Source organism: Gymnodinialimonas ulvae (assembly GCF_037543845.1).
GTDB lineage: Bacteria > Pseudomonadota > Alphaproteobacteria > Rhodobacterales > Rhodobacteraceae > Gymnodinialimonas > Gymnodinialimonas ulvae.
In genome coordinates this window covers 310333-329230 of record NZ_JBBIFX010000004.1, presented here as the reverse complement: position 1 = coordinate 329230, position 18898 = coordinate 310333, and the positions used below count along the sequence as shown (strand labels likewise).

The window sequence follows — 18898 nt, the reverse complement described above, 5'->3', positions numbered from 1 at the left end:
TTCAACCTGCCGAAGCTTCGATACGATCTCTTCGGGCTTTTCTCGTTTCCCAGCCATCGCTGATCCTCCAATTTGCGGGACAATCTATCCCAGTTGGTGCACCACTTTCAGGGGGCTACTCCATCCGCTTGGGCAAGGAATGGTTCGAGGTTCCAGCCCTCGACACGTCGCTGAAGGGGGTTGCTGCACAGACCTGGCTTACCACCATCCGGCGCACACGTTCCGCCAATCCGACCTCCAACCGGTTGGACAACGTGGCGGTGCGCGAAGCCATCAAGGCCATCAACGACCGCAATGAGCAGGCCAAGCAGGCGTCTAGCCTGAACCTTGAAGACTGGTCTGAGGAGCGCATGGAGCGCGCAGAGCGAGATTTGTTGGCCGGGGTCGAATTCTTCGAGCGCAAGGTGCCTTCGCAGCAGAAGGGCGAACTGGGCCATCACATTCCGTCCACGGAAGAATTGACGGGTGTTCCGATGGATCACAACGCGCCGAAGAAACCGTCTGGCGGTTCGGCAGTGCCCGAAGACCTGCCCGCCAAGCCAACCAACATCACGATCGAGGAGGACTGATCATGAAGGATTTCGTCAACAAGGACGCCGCTCTGGATGCGGTTCGCGAACTGCACATCGGCCTCGACTGGGACGGCGAGGCGGCCATGCATGTCAAGCGCCTCCTGGGTCGGGACGAGAAGGGCAATCTCCTCCCCAAGCCCCGATACTTCACCAAGACCGGCGAGACCCGTGGCATGATGCTCGTGGGCGCTCCGGGCAGCGGGAAATCGCACCTCATGGATCGGACGCTGACCAAGATTCCTCAGCTGGTCAGCGCCGATGATGGTGTGCCCCGGATCGTTGCGTGCTCCGTTCCCAGCCCTGCCACTTTCAAAAGCATGGCACTCGCGCTTCTGGAGCAGTCTGGGTACCGCGGTGCCAACCCGCGCCAGGAAGCCTGGTCGCTCTGGCAGGTGTTCCGTCACAGGCTCGGCATGCTTGGGGTGGCCGTACTCTGGATCGATGAGGCACAGGATCTCTTTTGTGCGGATCGCAAGCTTATCCTCCAGGCCCTAAAATCACTTATGCAGGGGGAGGATGCCGTTGCTGTGGTCTTGTCTGGCACGGAGGAGTTGGCGCAAGTCATTCGCACTGAACCTCAGGTCAAACGTCGCTTCACCGCTATGGTTTTGCCCGAGCTCGTGGAGACAGTGCATGGAGACATGTATCGCGCGATCCTTGAGGACTATTGCGCTCGCGTAGGGCTTGAGCCGCCCGTCGAGGCAGACCTGATCGGCCGTGTTTTTCACGGCGCCCGGTACCGGTTCGGGCGCGCTATTGAGCTTCTGCTGGTCGCCATGGAGTTCGCCATTGCCCGCGAGGCCGAGCACCTGACGATCGATCACTTCGCCTCTGCCTATGCGATGAACGAAGCTGTGCCTGCATCCCAGAACGTCTTCTATGCAGAGAACTTCTTGTTGCTGGATCCAGACGCCGATGAAGACACGGGAACGCCCCGGAGCCGTCGTGGACGGAAGGGGCGGGGGCAATGAGCATGCTGTTTCCCCGGATTGCGTTCGATATGGATGAGACGCCCATGTCTTGGGCGGCGCGTCAGGCGGCCTTCCATACGGGCGGTCGCGTCGTGCCATTCTTGAATGATTTCGGCATCCCTGTTGCTGATCTGGCGCGAGGCAAGCGTGAGGCCGCTGAACGTCTGTGTGAGGTTGCCGGTCAGGATCCTGATCCAGTTCTTCGAAACCTGATCATGACAGTCGGAAACCGCCGGTTCCAGCTTCGTGGCCATGAGTTCTCGGCGGAGTTCACGACCGGTGTAGTCACACGCTTCTGCCCGTTGTGCCTGGAGGAGGATGCCAAAGGAGCGGATGATCCAGACACGGCCATGCGCCACCGCGTGCTTTGGAGACTCGCGCCATTCCGGGCATGTCCGGCGCACGGTCTTCCATTAACGGATGTACGGATCGGCAAATGGAGCGATATGGTTCACGAGTTGCAGGCCATGTCGGGTGCGATTGAGGAGGCACGGGTGTCTTCGGACAACGCCGTTCGCCGGGAGCCTTCACCGATGCAGACCTACGTTGTGCGACGTCTCGCGGGCGCGGCCAGCGCGTCGTGGCTTGATCGTCAAGGGATCGAACAGGTGTGTCGCGCCGCCGAAATGCTTGGGGGGCTCATGCTTTTTGGTCCCAGCCAAAAGGCGGCAAGCATGACCGAGGATATGTGGGACGCGGCGGCGCGTAATGCATGGCCTTTAATGGAGGCTGGCCCCGAACCAGTGCGGGACTTTCTTGGGCAGACACTTGCCAGCTGCCTGCGTCGGAACGGGCACCCCAGCCCACGCAACGCATTTGGTATGCTCCATAGCTGGCTGTCCGCCAGTCGGCTGTCAAAAGACCCTGGGCCAGTTCGAGACATTCTTCGAGAGGTCATTATCGAGCGGGTGCCTTTCATCCCCGGGCAAGTGCTTCTGGGTAAACCCGTCGCAGACCCGCGCCTTGCCAGCATATCTTCTGTCGCAAAGGCGGAAGGCATGCATTCGAAGACCCTCACCAATGTGCTTCGGGTGGCGGGGCTAATTGGCGGTGACGAAGATCTGAGAGCAGCGCGGAATGTGGTCACTGACTATGCGAAGGCCAAAGACTTGATCGACATCGCGAAGCATGCCGTTCCAGTGACTCAGGTGCCTGACATGCTGACCGCGTCGCGACCTGTCGTTGCCGAGCTGATCGCGATGGAGCAGTTGGTCAGGATAAAAGAGCACGGTCAGCTGAAAAGCAAACTCGGTAAGGCGATCGATGGCAGATCGATCCATCGCGTCCGAACCTTTATCGAAGAACTCGGTGAAGCTGTCGACGAGGCGCCCGAGACTCACGTGCCATTGGCCAAGTCTGCCGAAAAATGCCGGGTCACCATGCGCGTCATTCTCGAGATGTTGTTCAATGGTTACCTGAAAAGCATCTGCCGATTTGAGGGGCACAACGGGTTCGAAGCTGTGCTCGTATCACCGAACGAAATTACTGAATGTCTACAGGATCCGCCACCAAATGCGCCGGATGAGATTCGGTTCTGGATGGGGTGAAGGGGTCACAGTGGAGTGAAAGCCAACTGATTTGCTTAATTGCCGCCTTCGGGTGGCATTTTTTTCGAACTTTCGATGGCCATTTGATCTGTGCAAAAGGTCAATTTAGCCGCCTATTGGTCAAAATTACTTAATGAAATCAATGCTCCAAGACAACCGAATGGTCATGTTTTGCTATGTCTCCACAGAAGATCACCTGATCACCACGCCCACGGGCCGGCTCGTCTGGCGGCGCGGCCATTGGGCCTGGGTGCCCGCACCGCTTGACCGATCCAATGCGGCCATCCGCGACCTCTTCGACAAGGCCCGCACCTGAAGGTGTCGCAGACATGTCGCAGGGATCGGGCCGTTGTCCGCGATCCGTTAACTTTTTGCTCCATCTGCACGCTTTGGTGCTAATTTAGCCACAAATCACCGGCATCTGACCGGGAAACAAAAGACCGCAGGCAGAGCATATGAAACCCACATTCCTTCGCGCGTTGGCGGTTTGCGCCGCTGTGTGCGCGCCCGCCGCCCACGCCCAGGACAGCGCCTATTCCTACCAGGGCGTGTCGCAGATTTTTTCCAACGATTGGTATGGCATGCCCGTTGGTGATCGGTTTGATCGCTGGCGTACCGGCTCCTATCAGGTCAGCGCGTTCTGGGGTGAGGATTGGACCGGCACCTTGCCCAACCGCCCCTTTGACCTTGTCGAACTGCGCGTCCGGGCCGAGATCATCGCGCCCGACAACCTTGCCGCACCTGCCGCCGATGACCGCCTCTATGCGCCTGCGCTCTATTTCGGGGCCTCCACCCATTTCAGCCGCAGCCGATATGATTTCACCCTTGGCGCCGATATCGCCGTTGTGGGGGATCAGACCGGCCTGATGGGGGTCCACGACAGCATCCATCGCGCCTTTGGTGGCACCGCCGTCGACTTCAGCGATTTCATCATCGAAGACGGCACCTACCTTGCCGGCACCGCCGAAGCGGCGCGTCGTTTCGATCTTGGCACCGCCGAGCTGCGCCCCTTCGTCGAGGCGCAGGCCGGTGTCGAGACCCTCGTGCGTGCGGGGGCCGATCTGCGGTTTGGTCGCTACGATCCGGAGGCCATGCTGATCCGCGATACGGTCACCGGTCAGCGGGTCGTGGGCCTGCCCGGCGGCACCGTTGGGGGGTGGAGCTTTGCGGCGGGCGCCGATGTGGCCTACGTGCACGACAGCGTCCTTCTGCCGTCCGAAGGCCCCGATGCCGAAGACGTCCGCTTTCGCGTGCGCGGCGCAGTGCATTACGGCGTCGGTCCCGCGGATCTGTCCTATGGCGTGACCTACCTGTCGGAGGAATTCGTCACCCAATTCGAAGGGCAGCTGGTTGGAACGCTTTCTCTGATGCTGCGCTTCTAACACAGCGCCGTTAACCTTTTAGCGGATTGGCGAATCAGAGGCTTGCCCCAAACGAATCACCTCTGCTAGCTTGCGTTCCAAGGCCGGGGATCAACCACCGGCCAAACACGTCAAAAACTCCGAGGCGGGGCAGATAAACATGGCTACGGGCTTTCAGGGCGCGTTCGTGATCGCATGGGCGCAGACCTGCATCGAAGGGTTTCCGGCAGAACCACAACAAGAATTGGCCGAAGGAATGAACTGGAGCTGGCACGGTCCGCTCCAACCGCTGGATGGAGATCCCGCGGCGCTTCTTCTGACCGCCAGCCGTGACCAGGATGAGCTTCGTCGCCGTGCGGCGCGTGTCGTGCGCAAATTGTTGCAGCACCCCGCGCCGAGCCCCGCCGAATTTGCCGCTACCGATGCCGACCCGCTCTACCGTGGGGCGTTCATCGTCTCTGACGGCGCGCGCTTTTTCACAATCGTTCCGATCCTGCTCGAAGACGGCACGCCGCCGCTGTTGCTGTTTGCCGGTGATCCACCGCCCTCGGGCCGGGCCCTGACCATCGTGCATCGCAATGAGGAAACGCTCAAGCCTACGCCCTCCGATGAGCCTGCGGTGATCTGCTTCACCCCCGGCACGCGCATCCGCACCGAAGCGGGCGACGTCGCGATCGAAGACCTGGGCACCGGTGACCGCATTCTGACCCGCGACAACGGCCCGCAAGAGGTGCTGTGGTCCGGGCATCGCCGCATGTCGGGTGCGCGCCTGTTTGCAATGCCTGATCAACGCCCGATCCGCATGCGGGCTGGCGCGCTTGGGGTAGACCGCCCCGATGGCGACCTGATCGTCAGCCCCGAACACCGGGTGCTCGTCACGGGCCGCGCCGCGCGCGATCTCTGGGGCGAGCCCGAGGTGCTGGTGCGTGCCGCCGATCTGGTGGGCGATGCCCGCGTGACCGTCGATCATTCCCTGCGCGAGACCTTCTATATTCACCTCATGCTGGACCGGCATGAAGTGGTCTGGGCCAATGGGCTTGAGGTCGAAACCTTCCATCCCGGCTTCATGGGTCTGGAGCATCTGTCGAACCTGCAACGCAAGAGCCTGCTGGAAATGCGTCCCGAACTGGACGGCAATCCCCATGCCTACGGAGCGCCGGCCCGCCGCATGCTGTCGCGGGCCGAGGCCGCGATCTTGATCCAGGGTGCGCCAACCCGACCGATCGCATCCGGCCTGCATTGACACCCCTGTGATCCCTGCCTAAAAGCCCGCCAATCCCGCATCAATTGGTGCGGGGTTTTCATTTGGTGTTGGTGGCCCCCGCAAGGGGAAGCCTGTCGGTCGCAAGACAAAGGACAACGCCCTTTTACATAGGCACCAGGCTTGCGGGCGGGTTTGCACATCGGGTGATGCGGAGACGCGATTTCAGCCCGAAAGGTGGGAACCGGTTTCGGATCAAGCTGACGTGCCACGCAAAAAGGAGATCAGCCGTGACCAAACGCACGTCTGCCAAGTATAAAATCGACCGCCGGATGGGTGAAAACATCTGGGGCCGTCCGAAATCCCCCGTCAACCGCCGCGAATATGGCCCCGGTCAGCATGGCCAACGCCGCAAGGGCAAGATGTCCGACTTCGGCCTGCAGTTGCGCGCCAAGCAGAAGCTCAAGGGCTACTATGGCGATCTGACGGAGAAGCAGTTCCGCCGCATCTATGCCGAAGCCGAGCGTCTGCGCGGTGACACCGGTGAGCTTCTCATCGGCCTGCTGGAGCGCCGCCTCGACGCCGTCGTCTACCGCGCCAAGTTCGTGCCGACCGTTTTCGCAGCCCGTCAGTTCGTGAACCACGGCCACGTCCGGGTGAACGGCAAGAAGGTCAACATTCCCTCCTACCGTGTGCAGGAAGGCGACGTGATCGAGGTCCGCGACCGCTCCAAGCAGTTGGCCATCGTGCTCGAAGCCGCGGGGCTGGCAGAGCGTGACGTGCCCGACTACCTTGACGTCGACCATTCCAAGATGACCGCCACTTTCGTGCGCACCCCCGCCCTGGGCGATGTGCCCTATCCGGTGATGATGGAACCGAACCTCGTCGTGGAATTCTACGCCAAGAACTAAGGCTCGGAATTCTACGCCAAGACCTAAAGCGTTTTCTGCACGCTACATGTCAAAGGCCGCCCCGCATCGGGCGGCCTTTTTCGTGCGGGTATGGTGGCAAGCGGATTGGGTCTGTATCACGCCCCCAACCGCCCCAAACCGCCCCCATCGCGCAGGTCCGACATGTCCTTTGACGCCCATCACGAAGCCGCCCTGATCGACGCGGTCCGCACGGCCGCCCGCTCCGAGATCATGCCACGGTTCCGGAACCTGCCCGCCGCCGACATCGCCACCAAATCCGCCCCCGATGATCTTGTCACCGTGGCGGACCGCGCGGCGGAGCGCGCGATCACGGACGCCGTGCAGCGCATCCTGCCTGAGGCCACCGTTGTCGGAGAGGAGGCCGCAGCGGATGATCCCGCCATCCTCGACCGCGTCGGCACCGGGCTCTGCGTGATCATCGACCCCATTGACGGAACCTGGAACTTTGCCAACGGCCTGTCGGTGTTCGGGGTGATCGTGGCCGTTGTGTCCGAGGGGCGCACGATTTGGGGTATGCTTTACGACCCCACCCATGACGATTGGATCGCCGCCCGCGTCGGGCAAGGCGCGTGGTTCTGCGCCCCGGATGCCGCGCCGCGCGCGGTGCAGATGGGGAGCGCCGTGGCGCTCGATCGCATGACCGGCCTGATTGTCAGCTCGCAATTCCCGGCCAAGGATCAGCTGCACATCGCCCAGACGCTGCCGCGCTTTCATCGCGTGACCAACCTGATGTGCTCGTGTCACGAATACCGCCTCCTGGCGCAGGGCAGCGTCGATTTTTGTCTCAACGCGCATCTCAACCCCTGGGACCACGCCGCTGGCGCCTTGATCGTGCAAGAGGCAGGTGGCGTTGCAAGGCTTCTGGATGGCGCGGACTATCGTCCCACCCGGCGCGATGGTCGTCTGCTTCTGGCGAAGTCAGAAGCGTCGTGGGCGGCCCTTGCCGACATCTATTCCGCCCTCATCCCCTGATGATGCCCTGCACGACAATCCAGATCTGAAACCCTAAAAAACGGTAAATGAATTTTTCAATATAAATTAAAAACAATGGCTTAAGTCCGGGTTGCAACCTTGCAACCTGCCTCAAACAGAGGTCCCTATCACAGGCTAGAGGGATCGCGCCGCCTGCGTTAAGATGGACAGTATGTCCGGGCGCTTCCAAAGGTCGCTCGGGCGGCCACGGTCCATCGGGCCCACCACGAAAGAGCCCGACCCACGTGACCAGAAGCATCCGGCGCCTTTTCCCATCCCAAGCGGAAGACGAAATCCGCGCAGCTCTGCCAGAGGTCTGGCCGCGCCTCTGGCGTTATGGCCTGACGCTGACCCGCGACCGGGCGGAGGCTGAGGATCTGGCACAAGAGGCCGTCGCGCAGGCGCTTTCCAAAGCCGCGCAATTCACCCCCGGCACCCGGGTGGATCGCTGGATGATGCGCATCGTGCACAACCTCTGGCTCAACCGCCTGCGCGCCGCCAAGGTCCGGCGTGGCACCGGCGTCGTCGATGCCGAAGACGCGGGCCTGCTGGCTCCTGAAAATCAGGAACAGACTTTTTTCGGAGCTGAGGTGTTATCTTCCGTATTGGACCTATCTGAAGCGCAACGCAGCGTGGTGATGCTGGTCTATGTCGAAGGATACGCCTATGCGGAGGCTGCGGAGTTGCTCGATGTGCCCATCGGCACTGTCATGAGCCGCCTTGCCGCCGCACGCAAGACGCTGAAGGAACGGTTGGGAGATCGGGAATGACACAGGACCGAGACGCCGATTTGGTCGCGCTGCTGGACGGCGTGCTGCCGGACGCGGAGGCCGACGCCTTGCGCGCCGAGATGGCTGCCGATCCGGCACTTCAGGCGCGACTTGCGGTGCTGGATGTGGACCTGAGCGGCCTGCGCGGGTCCGCCGACGCGCTGCTGGCCTCTGCCCCGCCCGTGCCCGCAGACATCGCCGCCCCGCGCGGTTCCGTTGCCACGCTTGCCATGGCGGCCTCGGTCGCATTGGCGCTTGTATTGGGCGGGGTCCTTGTCGGCACGCGCCTTGGTGGGGCCGAGGATTGGCGCGACTATGCCGCCGCTTACCATCTGCTTTATCAGCCCGAGACACTCGCTGCGCCAGTCCAGGGGGATGGTGGTGTTGCCTATGTATCGGAGGCACTCGGCCATGACCTGAGCGCTTTGACCGAGATCGAAGGCCTCGATTTCCGCCGCGCGCAGGTTCTGGGGTGGGAGGGCGAGACCTTGGTCCAATTCGCCTATCTCGATGCGTCCGGTCGTCCGGTGGCCGTCTGTGTGATGGCGACCAACGACGGCGCGCAAGCGGTGCTGACCCAAGAGCGCCATGGCCTGTCCACCACGACCATTCCGTCGGGCGCGTTGCAGGTGCTTGTGATCGGACCGGATGCCGAGACGGATACCGAGGCACTCGGTGCGCGGGTCGCGGCACAACTCTAGACACCCAGGACGAGCTTGGGGGCACGCAAAGCGGTTCCCATTTTCGCCGCGCCCGCGTATCACGCCGCAACTCAAGCGGAGGGCACGCCATGACCGACAACTATCCCGTCTACGCCAAGATCGATGGCCCCATTGTGATGATCGGCTTCGGCTCCATCGGGAAGGGGACCTGGCCCCTTATCGAGCGGCACTTCGACTATGACGCAAGCCGCTTCACGGTGATCGAACCCGATGCGCGGCAGCACGATTTCCTGCGCCAGCATGGGTTGAGCTTTGTCGACACGCCGCTGACGCCCGAGACATATCGCGAGATTTTGGGCGGCCTGCTGGAACCCGGCAAAGGCTTTTGCGTGAATCTGTCGGTGGACACGGGCTCGCTTGACCTGATGAAGTTCTGTCGCGAGATCGGCGTGCCGTACATCGACACGGTGGTGGAGCCTTGGGCGGGCTATTACTTTGGCACCGAAGACAATGCCGCGCGGACCAATTATGCGCTGCGCCAGCGGGTGCGCGATGAGAAGGCGGCCAATCCGGGCGGAACGACCGCCGTGTCGTGCTGCGGGGCTAACCCGGGCATGGTGAGCTGGTTCGTCAAGGAAGGTCTCGTTACGCTGGCCCGTGATCTGGGACGCGACGCCGCCCCGCAAAGCCGTGACGACTGGGCCGCGTTGATGCGGGATCTTGGCGTGAAGGGCGTCCATATTGCCGAGCGCGACACGCAGGCGCGCCTTGCGCCGCGTCCTCGCGATGTGTTCGTGAACACCTGGTCGGTCGAGGGGTTCATCGCCGAAGGGTTCCAACCCGCCGAGCTTGGCTGGGGCACCCATGAGCCGTGGTTTCCCGAAAACGGCCACCGACAGGAGGCGGGGTGCAAGGCGGCGATCTGGATGGAACAGCCCGGCGCGATCACCCGCGTGCATTCCTGGTGTCCCACGCCCGGCCCGCAGTTCGGGTTCCTTGTGACCCACAACGAGGCCGTTTCGATCAGCGATTATTATACGGTGGGCGAGGGGCATCATCCCGAGTATCGCCCGACCTGCCACTACGCCTACCATCCTTGCGATGATGCCGTGCTGTCGTTGCATGAGATGTTCGGATCCGGCGTGACGCAGACCGCGCATCACATCTTGGCCGAGGACGAGATCGTCGAAGGGATCGACGAATTGGGCGTACTTTTGTACGGGCACGAAAAGAACGCGCTCTGGTACGGCTCGCGTTTGTCGAATGCCGAGACGCGCGAGCTTGCGCCGTATCAGAATGCGACCGGGTTGCAGGTCACGTCAGCGGTGCTGGCGGGCATGGTCTGGGCGCTGGAGAACCCGAATGCAGGCATCGTCGAGGCCGACGAGATGGACCACGCGCGGTGCCTTGAGGTGCAGCGGCCCTACCTTGGTCCGGTGGAGGCGCATTACACGGATTGGACGCCTTTGGAGAACCGCTGGGAGATGTTCCCTGAGGACATCGACGAGAACGAACCTTGGGCGTTTCGGAACGTTTTGGCGAGTTGATCACGCGTGCGCAAGGGGGTCAAATATATGAATTATAATGATAAACACGTTATAGTATAAGAATTTAAATCGTACTTCTCTTGGCTTGATTCGATTGCGCGTTACAGGCGGTAATCGCGTGGTGTTTTGCATCTATGTCGGCCATGCAACGAAGGTCGGGTTTGGGCCCAAAGTGTCAAATGCTGCGCAAAGAACGAAGGTCTTCTGCGATAGTCTGGCGACTTCTATTGCTCGCCTGCCGCAGTTAAAACTTCCAAGGTGCAGTATGACTTGTATTTTTTGCTCAATAATTGAAGGCCAAGCCCCCGCACATGTCCTTTTTCGGGGTCAACATGTGATTGCATTCTTGTCGCTTGAAGGCCATCCGCTGATTGTTCCGCTAAAGCACACCGCTACCCTTAGTCACTTGGCTGATGAGACTGGCGCAGAAGTTTTCCATTTAGCGAAGAAGGTTGCCGGTGCACTGCGTGCAGTGACGGGTTGCGATGGTGTAAACCTCATTCTCTCGGATGGACAGGCTGCTGGGCAGGACGTGTTCCATTTGCACATGCACGTCAAACCGCGCTGGCATGGAGATGATTTCCGGCTGACTTGGGATACATCCACGGCTCCGGACGACGAGCGAAAAAGGCGGGCAGATGAACTTCGAGCGCGCTTATCCAAGGTTTGACCAAATTGAAAGCGGACGTTCATGGCAATAACCGCCATGTCCGCTCTGTCCCGCAAAACCTACCTTGCTCTACACAAAGCCACCTCGCCGCCCCCCCTCGCCAAACCCGCGCAACAGGCGTAAGGCGGGGGCATGGCCATCGGTGACACACTCAGGACTGTTTCGCTCGAAGACGGGCGGAAACTGCCGTTTTGGCGCAGTCCCATCGCGCTTTTGGCGGTCATGGCGTTCGCGATGCCGGTGGCCTTTGCGACGTGGTCGGCGCTTTTGAACAATTTCGTAGTCGAAATGGCGGGGTTCGACGGGTCGGACATCGGCTGGCTGCATACGGTGCGCGAGATCCCGGGGTTTTTCGCCATCGGGGTGATCTTCCTGCTGCTGTTCATCCGCGAGCAGGTTTTGGGCCTCGTTTCCCTGATCCTGCTCGGTGTGGCGACGGCGATGACGGCGCAATTCCCGTCGCTTGGCGGCTTGCTTTTCGTCACTCTACTCAGCTCCATCGGCTTCCACTATTACGAAACGGTCAACCAGAGCCTGCAATTGCAATGGATCGAAAAGGACCGCGCCCCGCAGGTCCTGGGCTGGTTGTTGAGCGTCGGCGCGGGCGCGACGCTGATCGCGTATGGCGCGATCGTGGTGACGTGGCGGGCCTATGACCTCAGCTTCGATTTCGTCTACTGGGTGTCGGGCGGGGCGACGGCGGTGCTCGCGCTGGCGTGTTTCCTGATTTACCCGCAATTCGAAAGTCCCGACCCGCAGCACAAGAAGATGATCCTGCGCCGCCGCTATTGGCTTTACTATGCGTTGCAATTCATGTCGGGCGCGCGGCGGCAGATCTTCGTGGTCTTCGCGGGTTTCATGATGGTCGAACGCTACGGGTTCGAAGTACACCACATCACCGCGCTCTACATGGTCACGCTGTTGATCAACATGGTCGTGGCACCGCTGCTGGGGAAGGTTGTGGCGCGGTTCGGGGAACGCCTGGCGCTGGTCGTGGAATACAGCGGGCTGGCGGCGGTCTTCGTGCTCTACGCCGGGCTCTACCTGTTCGACTGGGGCTTTCAACTGGCCGCGGTGCTCTATGTCGTGAACCACATCTTCTTTGCGCTGGCGCTCGCCATCAAAACCTATTTCCAGAAAATCGCCGATCCTGCCGATATCGCGCCGACCGCGGCGGTGGCCTTCACGATCAACCACATCGCGGCAGTGTTCCTGCCGGCGGGGCTTGGCTACCTGTGGCTGACCTCGCCCACGGCGGTCTTCGTGGCGGCGGCGGGCATGGCGGCGGTATCGCTGGCGTTGTCTTTCCTCGTTCCGCGCCATCCGAAAGCGGGCCATGAAACCGTGCTGGCCCCTCGCGCGGCGCAACCGGCGGAATAGCGCGCGTTTGCCATTCTTGGTCGAAGACGTTACCGCACCGAGACATCACGACGGAGGCACCATGCCCACCTGGACGGCCCTGACCACGCTCGACGACAAACCCAAGGCCGAAGCCCTTGGCCTCGCTCTCGAAGCGATCGAACCCACCCCAACCGGCGTCGGCGTTTTCGAGATGGAGGACGACTCGGGCCTTTGGGAAATCGGCGCGTATTTCATCGAAGCGCCTGACGAGATCGCCCTTGCCATCTTATCTGCGGCCTACGGCGCCAACGCGTTCGCCGTATCGGAATTGCCCGAAACCGATTGGGTCGCGCATGTGCGCCGCGAATTGCACCCGGTCGAGGCGGGGCGCTTCTTCGTCCATGGCAGCCATGACGCGGCGCAGGTTCCACCCGAGTCGGTGCCGCTGTTGATCGAGGCGGCGATGGCCTTTGGAACGGGCCACCATGGCACCACAAAAGGTTGTCTCGAAGCTGTGGACAAACTGTTTACGAACGGCGTTTTGCCGAAGTCCGTTGCCGATATCGGCTGCGGCACGGCGGTTCTGGCGATTGCGGCGGCGAAGGTTTTGGACCGTCGGATCATGGCCTCAGACATTGATCCACAGGCGGTGGATGTCGCGGCAGCGAACGCGCGCGCCAACGGGGTCGAGGGGCTGGTGGCCTGCGTCGAGGCCGCGGGGTTTGCGCATCCCGATTTGCGGGAAAACGCACCCTATGACCTTGTTTTTGCGAACATTTTGAAAGGTCCGCTGGTGGAGCTTGCTCCCGATATGGCAGCCCAGGTCGCGCGCGGAGGCCATGTCATCCTGTCGGGTATCCTGAACCCGCAGGCCGATGATGTCGTGGCCGCATACGCGGAGGCAGGCTTTGATGTGCGCGCGCGCGATGAGATTGGGGAATGGACCACGTTAACCTTGCAACGTGCGAAATAAGGCAAGCGCGGGGCGGTCTCTCGTACCTGCCTAAAATCTGTCGCAATTTGGTCAGAGAAATGCTACCTAAATTCCCGGTGGGGGCAGTATTCTTGTGTTAGAGCTGCCCAATGGTAAACGATACTGAAAAGTTTCATTCCCGGTTGAACCGGATCCAGCGTGCCCGTCGCCGTCAGCGTGGTGGGATGGGGTTCGTGGTTCATCCTGATGGCATCGTGACCGCGATCGGGAAACCGTCGTCGCGCCTGCGTTTCGCCTTCCCGCTGAAGGGGATCATTCTGTCTTTGATGGTCGCCGTCGCGGTCAAATCCTATTTGATGTGGTTCCTCGGCGTGGAAATCTACACGCTCGAAGTCCAAAGCCTGCTGAGCGGATCCAGCTTTGAGCGGATCGCCGGGCTTATCCTGATGCCCGATGCCCTGACCATGTGGGGGATGGAGCGGTTCGAGGATATCAACGTCTTCATCCGCGGCGGTCTCGCCGCGCAGGCGGCCTGACGCCTTGACATATCGCGCGCCCGGCCCGGGGTCGGGCCGCGCCGCATGTCGCTTGCGTGAATGAAAAAAGGGCGATGGGTTGGCTCACCCATCGCCCTTTCGCATCCGTTGCCGGCCGTGCTGCTTGGATCAGCGCAGGTGATGACCGGCTGCGATGTCGTCAATGTCGCCGCGGTTCAGTCCCAGATCGTCAAGCTCGCGATCGGTCAGGCCGGACAGCGCCTTTCGCGTCACGCGCGCGTCGTTCCAGGCGGCAATCTTGGCAACCAGATCGGAGACGATCCGGGTGGCGTTGAACCCCGCACCGAGCGGGCGGTTGGTGATGATGGCCATGGCAGTCATCCTTTCTGATTTCGTGTTTCGTGCTTCGCCCGCGACCATCTCGACCGCTGGCTGACAAGCGCCATCTAGTGGTGGAAATATTATCCCACAAGTCGATTTTTTTGCATGGGTTCCATGCAATTCCTGCATGGCTGAAAATCTTTCCAAGCTCTTAAAATACATACAAAAAAGCGTGATCAGCTTGTCGATAAATGGCTGGAAAATGTCGTGTTTGAGCCGCGCAGGGCGAAAGCGACATGCGCATGTCGAAAACCGCCCTGATCCGGGCGTCACTTGGCGATGTTCGCGTTTCGTGCTAGGCGTTCGGAAACGGGTCGAAACGAGGCCGCCACACGCCGAGAGCATGGGCCAAAACGTGGGCCGGAAAACCGGACAGGAAGAGCAGCGTATGCGGATCATTGGAATCGACCCCGGGCTGAGATGTTTGGGTTGGGGTGTGGTGGACGCGGCGAACGGGCGTCTTGCCCATGTCGCGAACGGCACCTGCAAGAGCATGGGCAACGATCTGGCCGCGCGTTTGCTGTCTCTTCATACGCAATTGTCGGAGGTGATCGCCCGCCACGCACCCGAGGCCGCGGCGGTCGAACAGACCTTCGTGAACCGCGACGGCGCCGGTACACTGAAGCTGGGGCAAGCGCGTGGCATTGCCATGCTGGTTCCGGCGCAGGCCGGGCTCCCCGTCGCCGAATACGCGCCCAACGCCGTGAAAAAGGCCGTTGTGGGTGTGGGCCATGCCGACAAGCGCCAAATCGACCATATGGTGCGCCTGCAACTCCCCGGCTGCGCGCCCGAAAACGCAGATGCGGCCGACGCGCTTGCGATCGCCATCTGCCATTCGTTCCACGCTGCATCATCGGCGCGCCTGGCCACAGCCATCGGGGCCGCGTCATGATCGGCAAACTCACCGGCCGCGTTGATTACCGCGCCCATGACCACGCGCTTATTGATGTGGGCGGCGTCGGGTATGTCGTGCATTGCTCGGATCGGACGCTGGCGTCTCTGCCCGGCTCCGGCGAGGCCGTTTCGCTTTATACAGAGCTTCTGGTGCGCGAAGATCTGCTGCAGCTTTTCGGTTTCACGACCCCCTATGAACGCGAATGGCATCGCCTGCTGATCTCGGTCCAAGGCGTCGGTGCCAAGGCTTCCATGGCAATTCTCGGAACGCTCGGCCCCGACGGCGTGGCCCGCGCCATTGCTCTGGGCGACGCGGCGGCGGTCAAGGCTGCACCCGGTGTCGGCCCGAAACTCGCGCAGCGCGTCGTCAATGAACTCAAGGACAAGGCCCCTGCGGCGATGGCCCAGGGCGGCACGCTCGGGGCTGCGATGGGCACGGAGGCGACGACACCTCTGGTGGTGGATGAAGCGGCCGCACCCGCGCCCAAACCGCACCCCGCCGCCGCCAATGCGCAGGCCGAAGCGCTTTCGGCGCTGCAGAACCTCGGCTACGCCCCCGCCGACGCCGCCCGCGCCGTGGCCGAAGCCGCCGAAGCGGAAACCGAGACCTCGGCCCTGATCCGCGCGGCCCTGCGCCTGCTGGCGCCGAAAGACTAGCGGTCGGCCACACGACGGGACATAAGCGATGGATATGACGGATTCCGACCCGACCCTGCGCCCGGACAAACTGCCCGAGGATGACCGCGCCCTGCGCCCCCAAACCCTGGATGATTTCACCGGGCAGGAAGAGGCGCGCGCGAACCTGCGCGTCTTCATCGAAAGCGCAAAGCGGCGCGGCGAGGCAATGGACCACGTCCTGTTTCACGGCCCCCCGGGCCTTGGCAAGACCACGCTGGCGCAGATCATGGCGAAAGAGCTTGGCGTTGGCTTTCGGATGACCTCGGGCCCGGTGCTGGCCAAGGCGGGCGATCTGGCAGCGATCCTCACCAATCTCGAAGCGCGCGATGTGTTGTTCATCGACGAAATCCACCGCCTCAACCCCGCCGTGGAAGAGGTGCTTTATCCCGCGCTCGAAGACTTCGAACTCGATCTCGTTATCGGCGAAGGCCCCGCTGCGCGGACCGTCCGGATCGAACTGCAACCCTTCACTCTCGTTGGCGCCACCACGCGCCTCGGCCTGCTGACCACGCCGCTGCGCGACCGCTTCGGCATCCCCACAAGGCTCAATTTCTACACCGAGGATGAGCTGGACCTTATCGTCGCTCGCGGCGCCCGCCTTGCCGGTATCTCCGCCGATTCCGATGGCACGCGCGAAATCGCCAAACGCGCCCGGGGCACGCCGCGCATCGCGGGCCGCCTTCTGCGCCGGGTCATAGATTTCGCCGTGGTCGAAGGGGACGGACGGCTCGGCCGTGCGATTGCCGACAGCGCGCTGACCCGGCTTGGCGTTGACGCATTGGGCCTGGATGGGGCCGACCGCCGCTACCTCAACCTGATCGCCGAAAACTACCACGGCGGCCCCGTGGGCATTGAAACCATCGCCGCCGCGCTGGCCGAACCCCGCGATGCGCTTGAAGAGGTGATCGAGCCGTTCCTGCTGCAACAGGGCTTGATCGCGCGCACGCCCCGGGGTCGAATGCTGGCCCATAAGGGGTGGAGCCATCTCGGCCTCGCCGCCCCGAAGCGACCGGATCAGGGGGAGTTGTTATGAGAATTCTATTGTGCGTTTTGCTGTCGATCTGGGCCACGACCACGGCGGCCCAAATCCCGTTCGGCTCCGACGATGTTGTCGAAACCCGTTTCGGCAGCCTGCAGGTGGTCGGCGGCGAGGTCGACAATTTCATCTTCTTCGATGGTCTGACCTACGATCAACTCTACGCCACAAGGTTCCAGATCCGCGCAACCGCAGGTCTTGCCGATGCCGAGGTCGATTGGGCGCTGATCGAGGGGCCGCAGTTCCATGATCAGTGCGAACGCAATTTCCGCCTGTTGGCTGCCACACCCCGGGGGCTCGGCTTCAGCGCGCCGTTTGGGTCCTGCAGCGCAGAGCCGGTGGATATGCAGGTCCTGCCCGGGCAGGTGCAAGTTACCCTCGGCGGCAGCGGCGTGACGCCGGAAACCTACACTTTTGACGGTCAGGAGCTTCACACAGGCACCGCCGACACCGCCCCGACGCCCCCCGCAACGCTGCCGGTCCGCATGGCGCAATCGGCCAATGTCACGACCCGTTTCGGGCGGATCTGGGCGCAGAATCAAGGTCAGTGGGAGCAGGTCCTGATCCAGGACGGCACGCCGATCCAGAGCGCGGGCACCGCCGAAAAATTCTGGATCCGGGGCCTATATGAGGGCACGGACCGCGATTGGGTCATCGTCTCGTCAAACCATAGCGGCAACATGTGCGGCGGCTTTCAGGAGTGGTTCCTGATCCAGCTGAGCGCCGCGGGCACCGTATTCGCCCCGCGGCTTGATGCGTGCCGCGGGATTGCGGATGTGCGCGTTGAAAATAACGCGCTGGTCCTTGATATGACCCACGGCGATCTGGGCATAGCGCGCGAAACCTTCACCTGGGATGGGGTCACGCTTGCCTCCGTTTTGGTCCCAGAGGCCGCCGCCGCGCCCGCCGGGGCTGGTGCGGATGTCACCCGCTGGATCGGTCGCAATTCCTGGGAGATGTTTCAGGATGCCTCGGAACGCGCGCGGATGGGTGCAGTGATGTCGCCCCAGGACGTGCAGGAACTGGCCGGTGTGATGAGCTTCGGCAGTCAGATCGAGCAGCGCGGCGATTGGGTCCTCACCGGCTCCTGCCAGCGGCATAATTGCGGTGATGCGCGCGGGGTCTGGGCCGTGCGGATCTCTGACGGAGCCGTCGCTGCGGCCATTCTGCGCGGCACCCCGTCCTATGTGACCGGCTTTGGTGCGGTCGATGATCCGACCGTGGCCGCCTTCATCGCGGAGCACGGAAATTGAGCGACCCGGCCTCCGCGCCCATTGCCACGGCTGATCCTGTCGCCATCGAGGCGTACTTTACCCGTGCCGATGGGCAGTTCCTGTTCGCCCGCTGGGGGCGGCCGATCGCGCCCGTCGTCTTCGGGGTGGAGGATACGACGGTCAGCATTCTCAAGGGTGCGATCGAGGCCGTGGTCGCCCTAGCAGGCCATCAAATGGCCGAGACGGACCCGGAACTGGGTGCGAACCTGATGATCTTCTTCATCCGCGATTGGGACGAATTGGTCGAAACGCCGAACCTGGATCGTTTGATCCCTGATCTCGCATCGACCGTGGACCGTCTGAAGCGCGCCGATGCCAACCAATACCGGTCTTTCCGCTTCGACACCGATGGCGGGATCAAGGCCGCGTTTGTCTTCATTCGCATGGACATGGCGATGTCTGCCGTGCCCGCCGAGACCATCGCGCTGAGCCAGGTTGTGCAAACCATCCTGCTGTGGTCCGACACCGCCTTTCTGGGCGCCTCGCCGCTGGTAGTGCTGGAAAACGGCGCTGCCGTTTTGCGCCCTGAAATCGCCGATGTGATCCGCGCGGGCTATGATCCGATTTTGCCGGTCGCGGCATCGGATGCAGCCTTTGCATTGCGGCTTTCGGCCCGCATCGCCGCCGGGGCGGGGCAGGGTCATTGAGGGGCGGATCT

20 protein-coding genes and 1 pseudogene are annotated in these 18898 nt (G+C 62.1%); 20 read left to right on the top strand and 1 reads right to left on the bottom strand.

The annotated features are described in order from the left end of the window. From V8J83_RS18750 to V8J83_RS18680, 15 genes and pseudogenes are all read left to right on the top strand, one after another. Nucleotides 1–569, top strand: a pseudogene (locus tag V8J83_RS18750) (hypothetical protein); the annotation flags it as partial. Between the two features lie 2 nt (nucleotides 570–571). Next, a complete protein-coding gene (locus V8J83_RS18745; protein WP_339988027.1) occupies nucleotides 572–1543 on the top strand; it encodes a TniB family NTP-binding protein in 972 nt (323 codons plus the stop codon). Continuing rightward, complete coding sequence (locus V8J83_RS18740; RefSeq protein WP_339988026.1) at nucleotides 1540–3090, top strand: TniQ family protein; 1551 nt, start codon at nucleotides 1540–1542, stop codon at nucleotides 3088–3090. Before V8J83_RS18745 ends, V8J83_RS18740 begins: the two co-directional genes overlap by 4 nt. Nucleotides 3091–3232: 142 nt before the next feature. Continuing rightward, nucleotides 3233–3406, top strand: coding sequence for a hypothetical protein (locus V8J83_RS18735; RefSeq protein ID WP_339988025.1), 174 nt, complete (start codon nucleotides 3233–3235; stop codon nucleotides 3404–3406). 139 nt (nucleotides 3407–3545) lie between these two features. After that, on the top strand, nucleotides 3546–4472 hold the full coding sequence (locus V8J83_RS18730; RefSeq protein WP_339988024.1) for a lipid A-modifier LpxR family protein: 927 nt from the start codon (nucleotides 3546–3548) through the stop codon (nucleotides 4470–4472). A 139-nt stretch (nucleotides 4473–4611) separates the two neighbouring features. Further along, nucleotides 4612–5694, top strand: a complete 1083-nt coding sequence (locus tag V8J83_RS18725; RefSeq protein WP_339988023.1) for a Hint domain-containing protein — start codon at nucleotides 4612–4614, stop codon at nucleotides 5692–5694. A gap of 248 nt (nucleotides 5695–5942) precedes the next feature. Continuing rightward, a complete protein-coding gene (gene rpsD, locus V8J83_RS18720; protein WP_339988022.1) occupies nucleotides 5943–6563 on the top strand; it encodes a 30S ribosomal protein S4 in 621 nt (206 codons plus the stop codon). Between the two features lie 162 nt (nucleotides 6564–6725). Continuing rightward, nucleotides 6726–7556 carry an inositol monophosphatase family protein gene (locus V8J83_RS18715; RefSeq protein ID WP_339988021.1) on the top strand — a complete coding sequence of 277 codons (831 nt, stop codon included), beginning with the start codon at nucleotides 6726–6728 and terminating at the stop codon, nucleotides 7554–7556. A gap of 245 nt (nucleotides 7557–7801) precedes the next feature. Beyond that, nucleotides 7802–8326, top strand: a complete 525-nt coding sequence (locus V8J83_RS18710; RefSeq protein WP_339988020.1) for an RNA polymerase sigma factor — start codon at nucleotides 7802–7804, stop codon at nucleotides 8324–8326. Continuing rightward, on the top strand, nucleotides 8323–9027 hold the full coding sequence (locus tag V8J83_RS18705) for an anti-sigma factor family protein (protein WP_339988019.1): 705 nt from the start codon (nucleotides 8323–8325) through the stop codon (nucleotides 9025–9027). The genes V8J83_RS18710 and V8J83_RS18705 overlap by 4 nt, the downstream gene beginning before the upstream one ends. An 89-nt stretch (nucleotides 9028–9116) precedes the next feature. Then, nucleotides 9117–10535: a homospermidine synthase gene (locus V8J83_RS18700; protein WP_339988018.1), complete on the top strand. Its 1419-nt coding sequence runs from the start codon at nucleotides 9117–9119 to the stop codon at nucleotides 10533–10535. Nucleotides 10536–10656: 121 nt separating this feature from the next. Next, nucleotides 10657–11205, top strand: coding sequence for an HIT family protein (locus V8J83_RS18695; protein ID WP_339988017.1), 549 nt, complete (start codon nucleotides 10657–10659; stop codon nucleotides 11203–11205). A 132-nt stretch (nucleotides 11206–11337) separates the two neighbouring features. Next, nucleotides 11338–12585, top strand: coding sequence for an MFS transporter (locus tag V8J83_RS18690; protein WP_339988016.1), 1248 nt, complete (start codon nucleotides 11338–11340; stop codon nucleotides 12583–12585). A 61-nt stretch (nucleotides 12586–12646) separates the two neighbouring features. Beyond that, nucleotides 12647–13519 (top strand): 50S ribosomal protein L11 methyltransferase, encoded by an 873-nt coding sequence (locus tag V8J83_RS18685; RefSeq protein WP_339988015.1) that lies wholly within the window; start codon nucleotides 12647–12649, stop codon nucleotides 13517–13519. A gap of 194 nt (nucleotides 13520–13713) precedes the next feature. After that, a complete protein-coding gene (locus V8J83_RS18680) occupies nucleotides 13714–14016 on the top strand; it encodes a hypothetical protein (RefSeq protein ID WP_339988014.1) in 303 nt (100 codons plus the stop codon). A 129-nt stretch (nucleotides 14017–14145) separates the two neighbouring features. On the opposite strand, the gene V8J83_RS18675 is transcribed toward V8J83_RS18680, so the two are convergent. Then, on the bottom strand, nucleotides 14146–14349 hold the full coding sequence (locus V8J83_RS18675) for a DUF1127 domain-containing protein (RefSeq protein WP_339988013.1): 204 nt from the start codon (nucleotides 14347–14349) through the stop codon (nucleotides 14146–14148). A gap of 397 nt (nucleotides 14350–14746) precedes the next feature. Between V8J83_RS18675 and ruvC the strand changes: the two genes are divergently transcribed. The 5 genes from ruvC to V8J83_RS18650 are packed head-to-tail and all read left to right on the top strand — an operon-like array spanning nucleotide 14747 to nucleotide 18887. After that, entirely contained in the window at nucleotides 14747–15250 is a 504-nt protein-coding gene (ruvC, locus tag V8J83_RS18670) for a crossover junction endodeoxyribonuclease RuvC (RefSeq protein ID WP_339988012.1), read from the top strand. Continuing rightward, nucleotides 15247–15909, top strand: coding sequence for a Holliday junction branch migration protein RuvA (ruvA, locus tag V8J83_RS18665; protein ID WP_339988011.1), 663 nt, complete (start codon nucleotides 15247–15249; stop codon nucleotides 15907–15909). The genes ruvC and ruvA overlap by 4 nt, the downstream gene beginning before the upstream one ends. 34 nt (nucleotides 15910–15943) lie before the next feature. Beyond that, on the top strand, nucleotides 15944–16963 hold the full coding sequence (gene ruvB, locus V8J83_RS18660) for a Holliday junction branch migration DNA helicase RuvB (RefSeq protein WP_339988037.1): 1020 nt from the start codon (nucleotides 15944–15946) through the stop codon (nucleotides 16961–16963). Next, a complete protein-coding gene (locus V8J83_RS18655) occupies nucleotides 16960–18219 on the top strand; it encodes an Ivy family c-type lysozyme inhibitor (RefSeq protein WP_339988009.1) in 1260 nt (419 codons plus the stop codon). Before ruvB ends, V8J83_RS18655 begins: the two co-directional genes overlap by 4 nt. Continuing rightward, the gene (locus V8J83_RS18650) at nucleotides 18216–18887 is read left to right on the top strand and encodes a hypothetical protein (RefSeq protein WP_339988008.1); all 672 of its coding nucleotides are present in this window, start codon (nucleotides 18216–18218) and stop codon (nucleotides 18885–18887) included. The genes V8J83_RS18655 and V8J83_RS18650 overlap by 4 nt, the downstream gene beginning before the upstream one ends. Nucleotides 18888–18898 lie beyond the last annotated feature (11 nt).

Bases quoted from the DNA above. Each gene is read 5' to 3' on its own strand.
- V8J83_RS18745 (WP_339988027.1), top strand. From the start codon at position 572: ATGAAGGATTTCGTCAACAAGGACGCCGCTCTGGATGCGGTTCGCGAA.
- V8J83_RS18740 (WP_339988026.1), top strand. From the start codon at position 1,540: ATGAGCATGCTGTTTCCCCGGATTGCGTTCGATATGGATGAGACGCCC.
- V8J83_RS18735 (WP_339988025.1), top strand. From the start codon at position 3,233: ATGCTCCAAGACAACCGAATGGTCATGTTTTGCTATGTCTCCACAGAA.
- V8J83_RS18730 (WP_339988024.1), top strand. From the start codon at position 3,546: ATGAAACCCACATTCCTTCGCGCGTTGGCGGTTTGCGCCGCTGTGTGC.
- V8J83_RS18725 (WP_339988023.1), top strand. From the start codon at position 4,612: ATGGCTACGGGCTTTCAGGGCGCGTTCGTGATCGCATGGGCGCAGACC.
- V8J83_RS18715 (WP_339988021.1), top strand. From the start codon at position 6,726: ATGTCCTTTGACGCCCATCACGAAGCCGCCCTGATCGACGCGGTCCGC.
- V8J83_RS18705 (WP_339988019.1), top strand. From the start codon at position 8,323: ATGACACAGGACCGAGACGCCGATTTGGTCGCGCTGCTGGACGGCGTG.
- V8J83_RS18700 (WP_339988018.1), top strand. From the start codon at position 9,117: ATGACCGACAACTATCCCGTCTACGCCAAGATCGATGGCCCCATTGTG.
- V8J83_RS18690 (WP_339988016.1), top strand. From the start codon at position 11,338: ATGGCCATCGGTGACACACTCAGGACTGTTTCGCTCGAAGACGGGCGG.
- V8J83_RS18685 (WP_339988015.1), top strand. From the start codon at position 12,647: ATGCCCACCTGGACGGCCCTGACCACGCTCGACGACAAACCCAAGGCC.
- V8J83_RS18675 (WP_339988013.1), bottom strand. From the start codon at position 14,349: ATGGCCATCATCACCAACCGCCCGCTCGGTGCGGGGTTCAACGCCACC.
- ruvC (WP_339988012.1), top strand. From the start codon at position 14,747: ATGCGGATCATTGGAATCGACCCCGGGCTGAGATGTTTGGGTTGGGGT.
- ruvA (WP_339988011.1), top strand. From the start codon at position 15,247: ATGATCGGCAAACTCACCGGCCGCGTTGATTACCGCGCCCATGACCAC.
- ruvB (WP_339988037.1), top strand. From the start codon at position 15,944: ATGACGGATTCCGACCCGACCCTGCGCCCGGACAAACTGCCCGAGGAT.
- V8J83_RS18655 (WP_339988009.1), top strand. From the start codon at position 16,960: ATGAGAATTCTATTGTGCGTTTTGCTGTCGATCTGGGCCACGACCACG.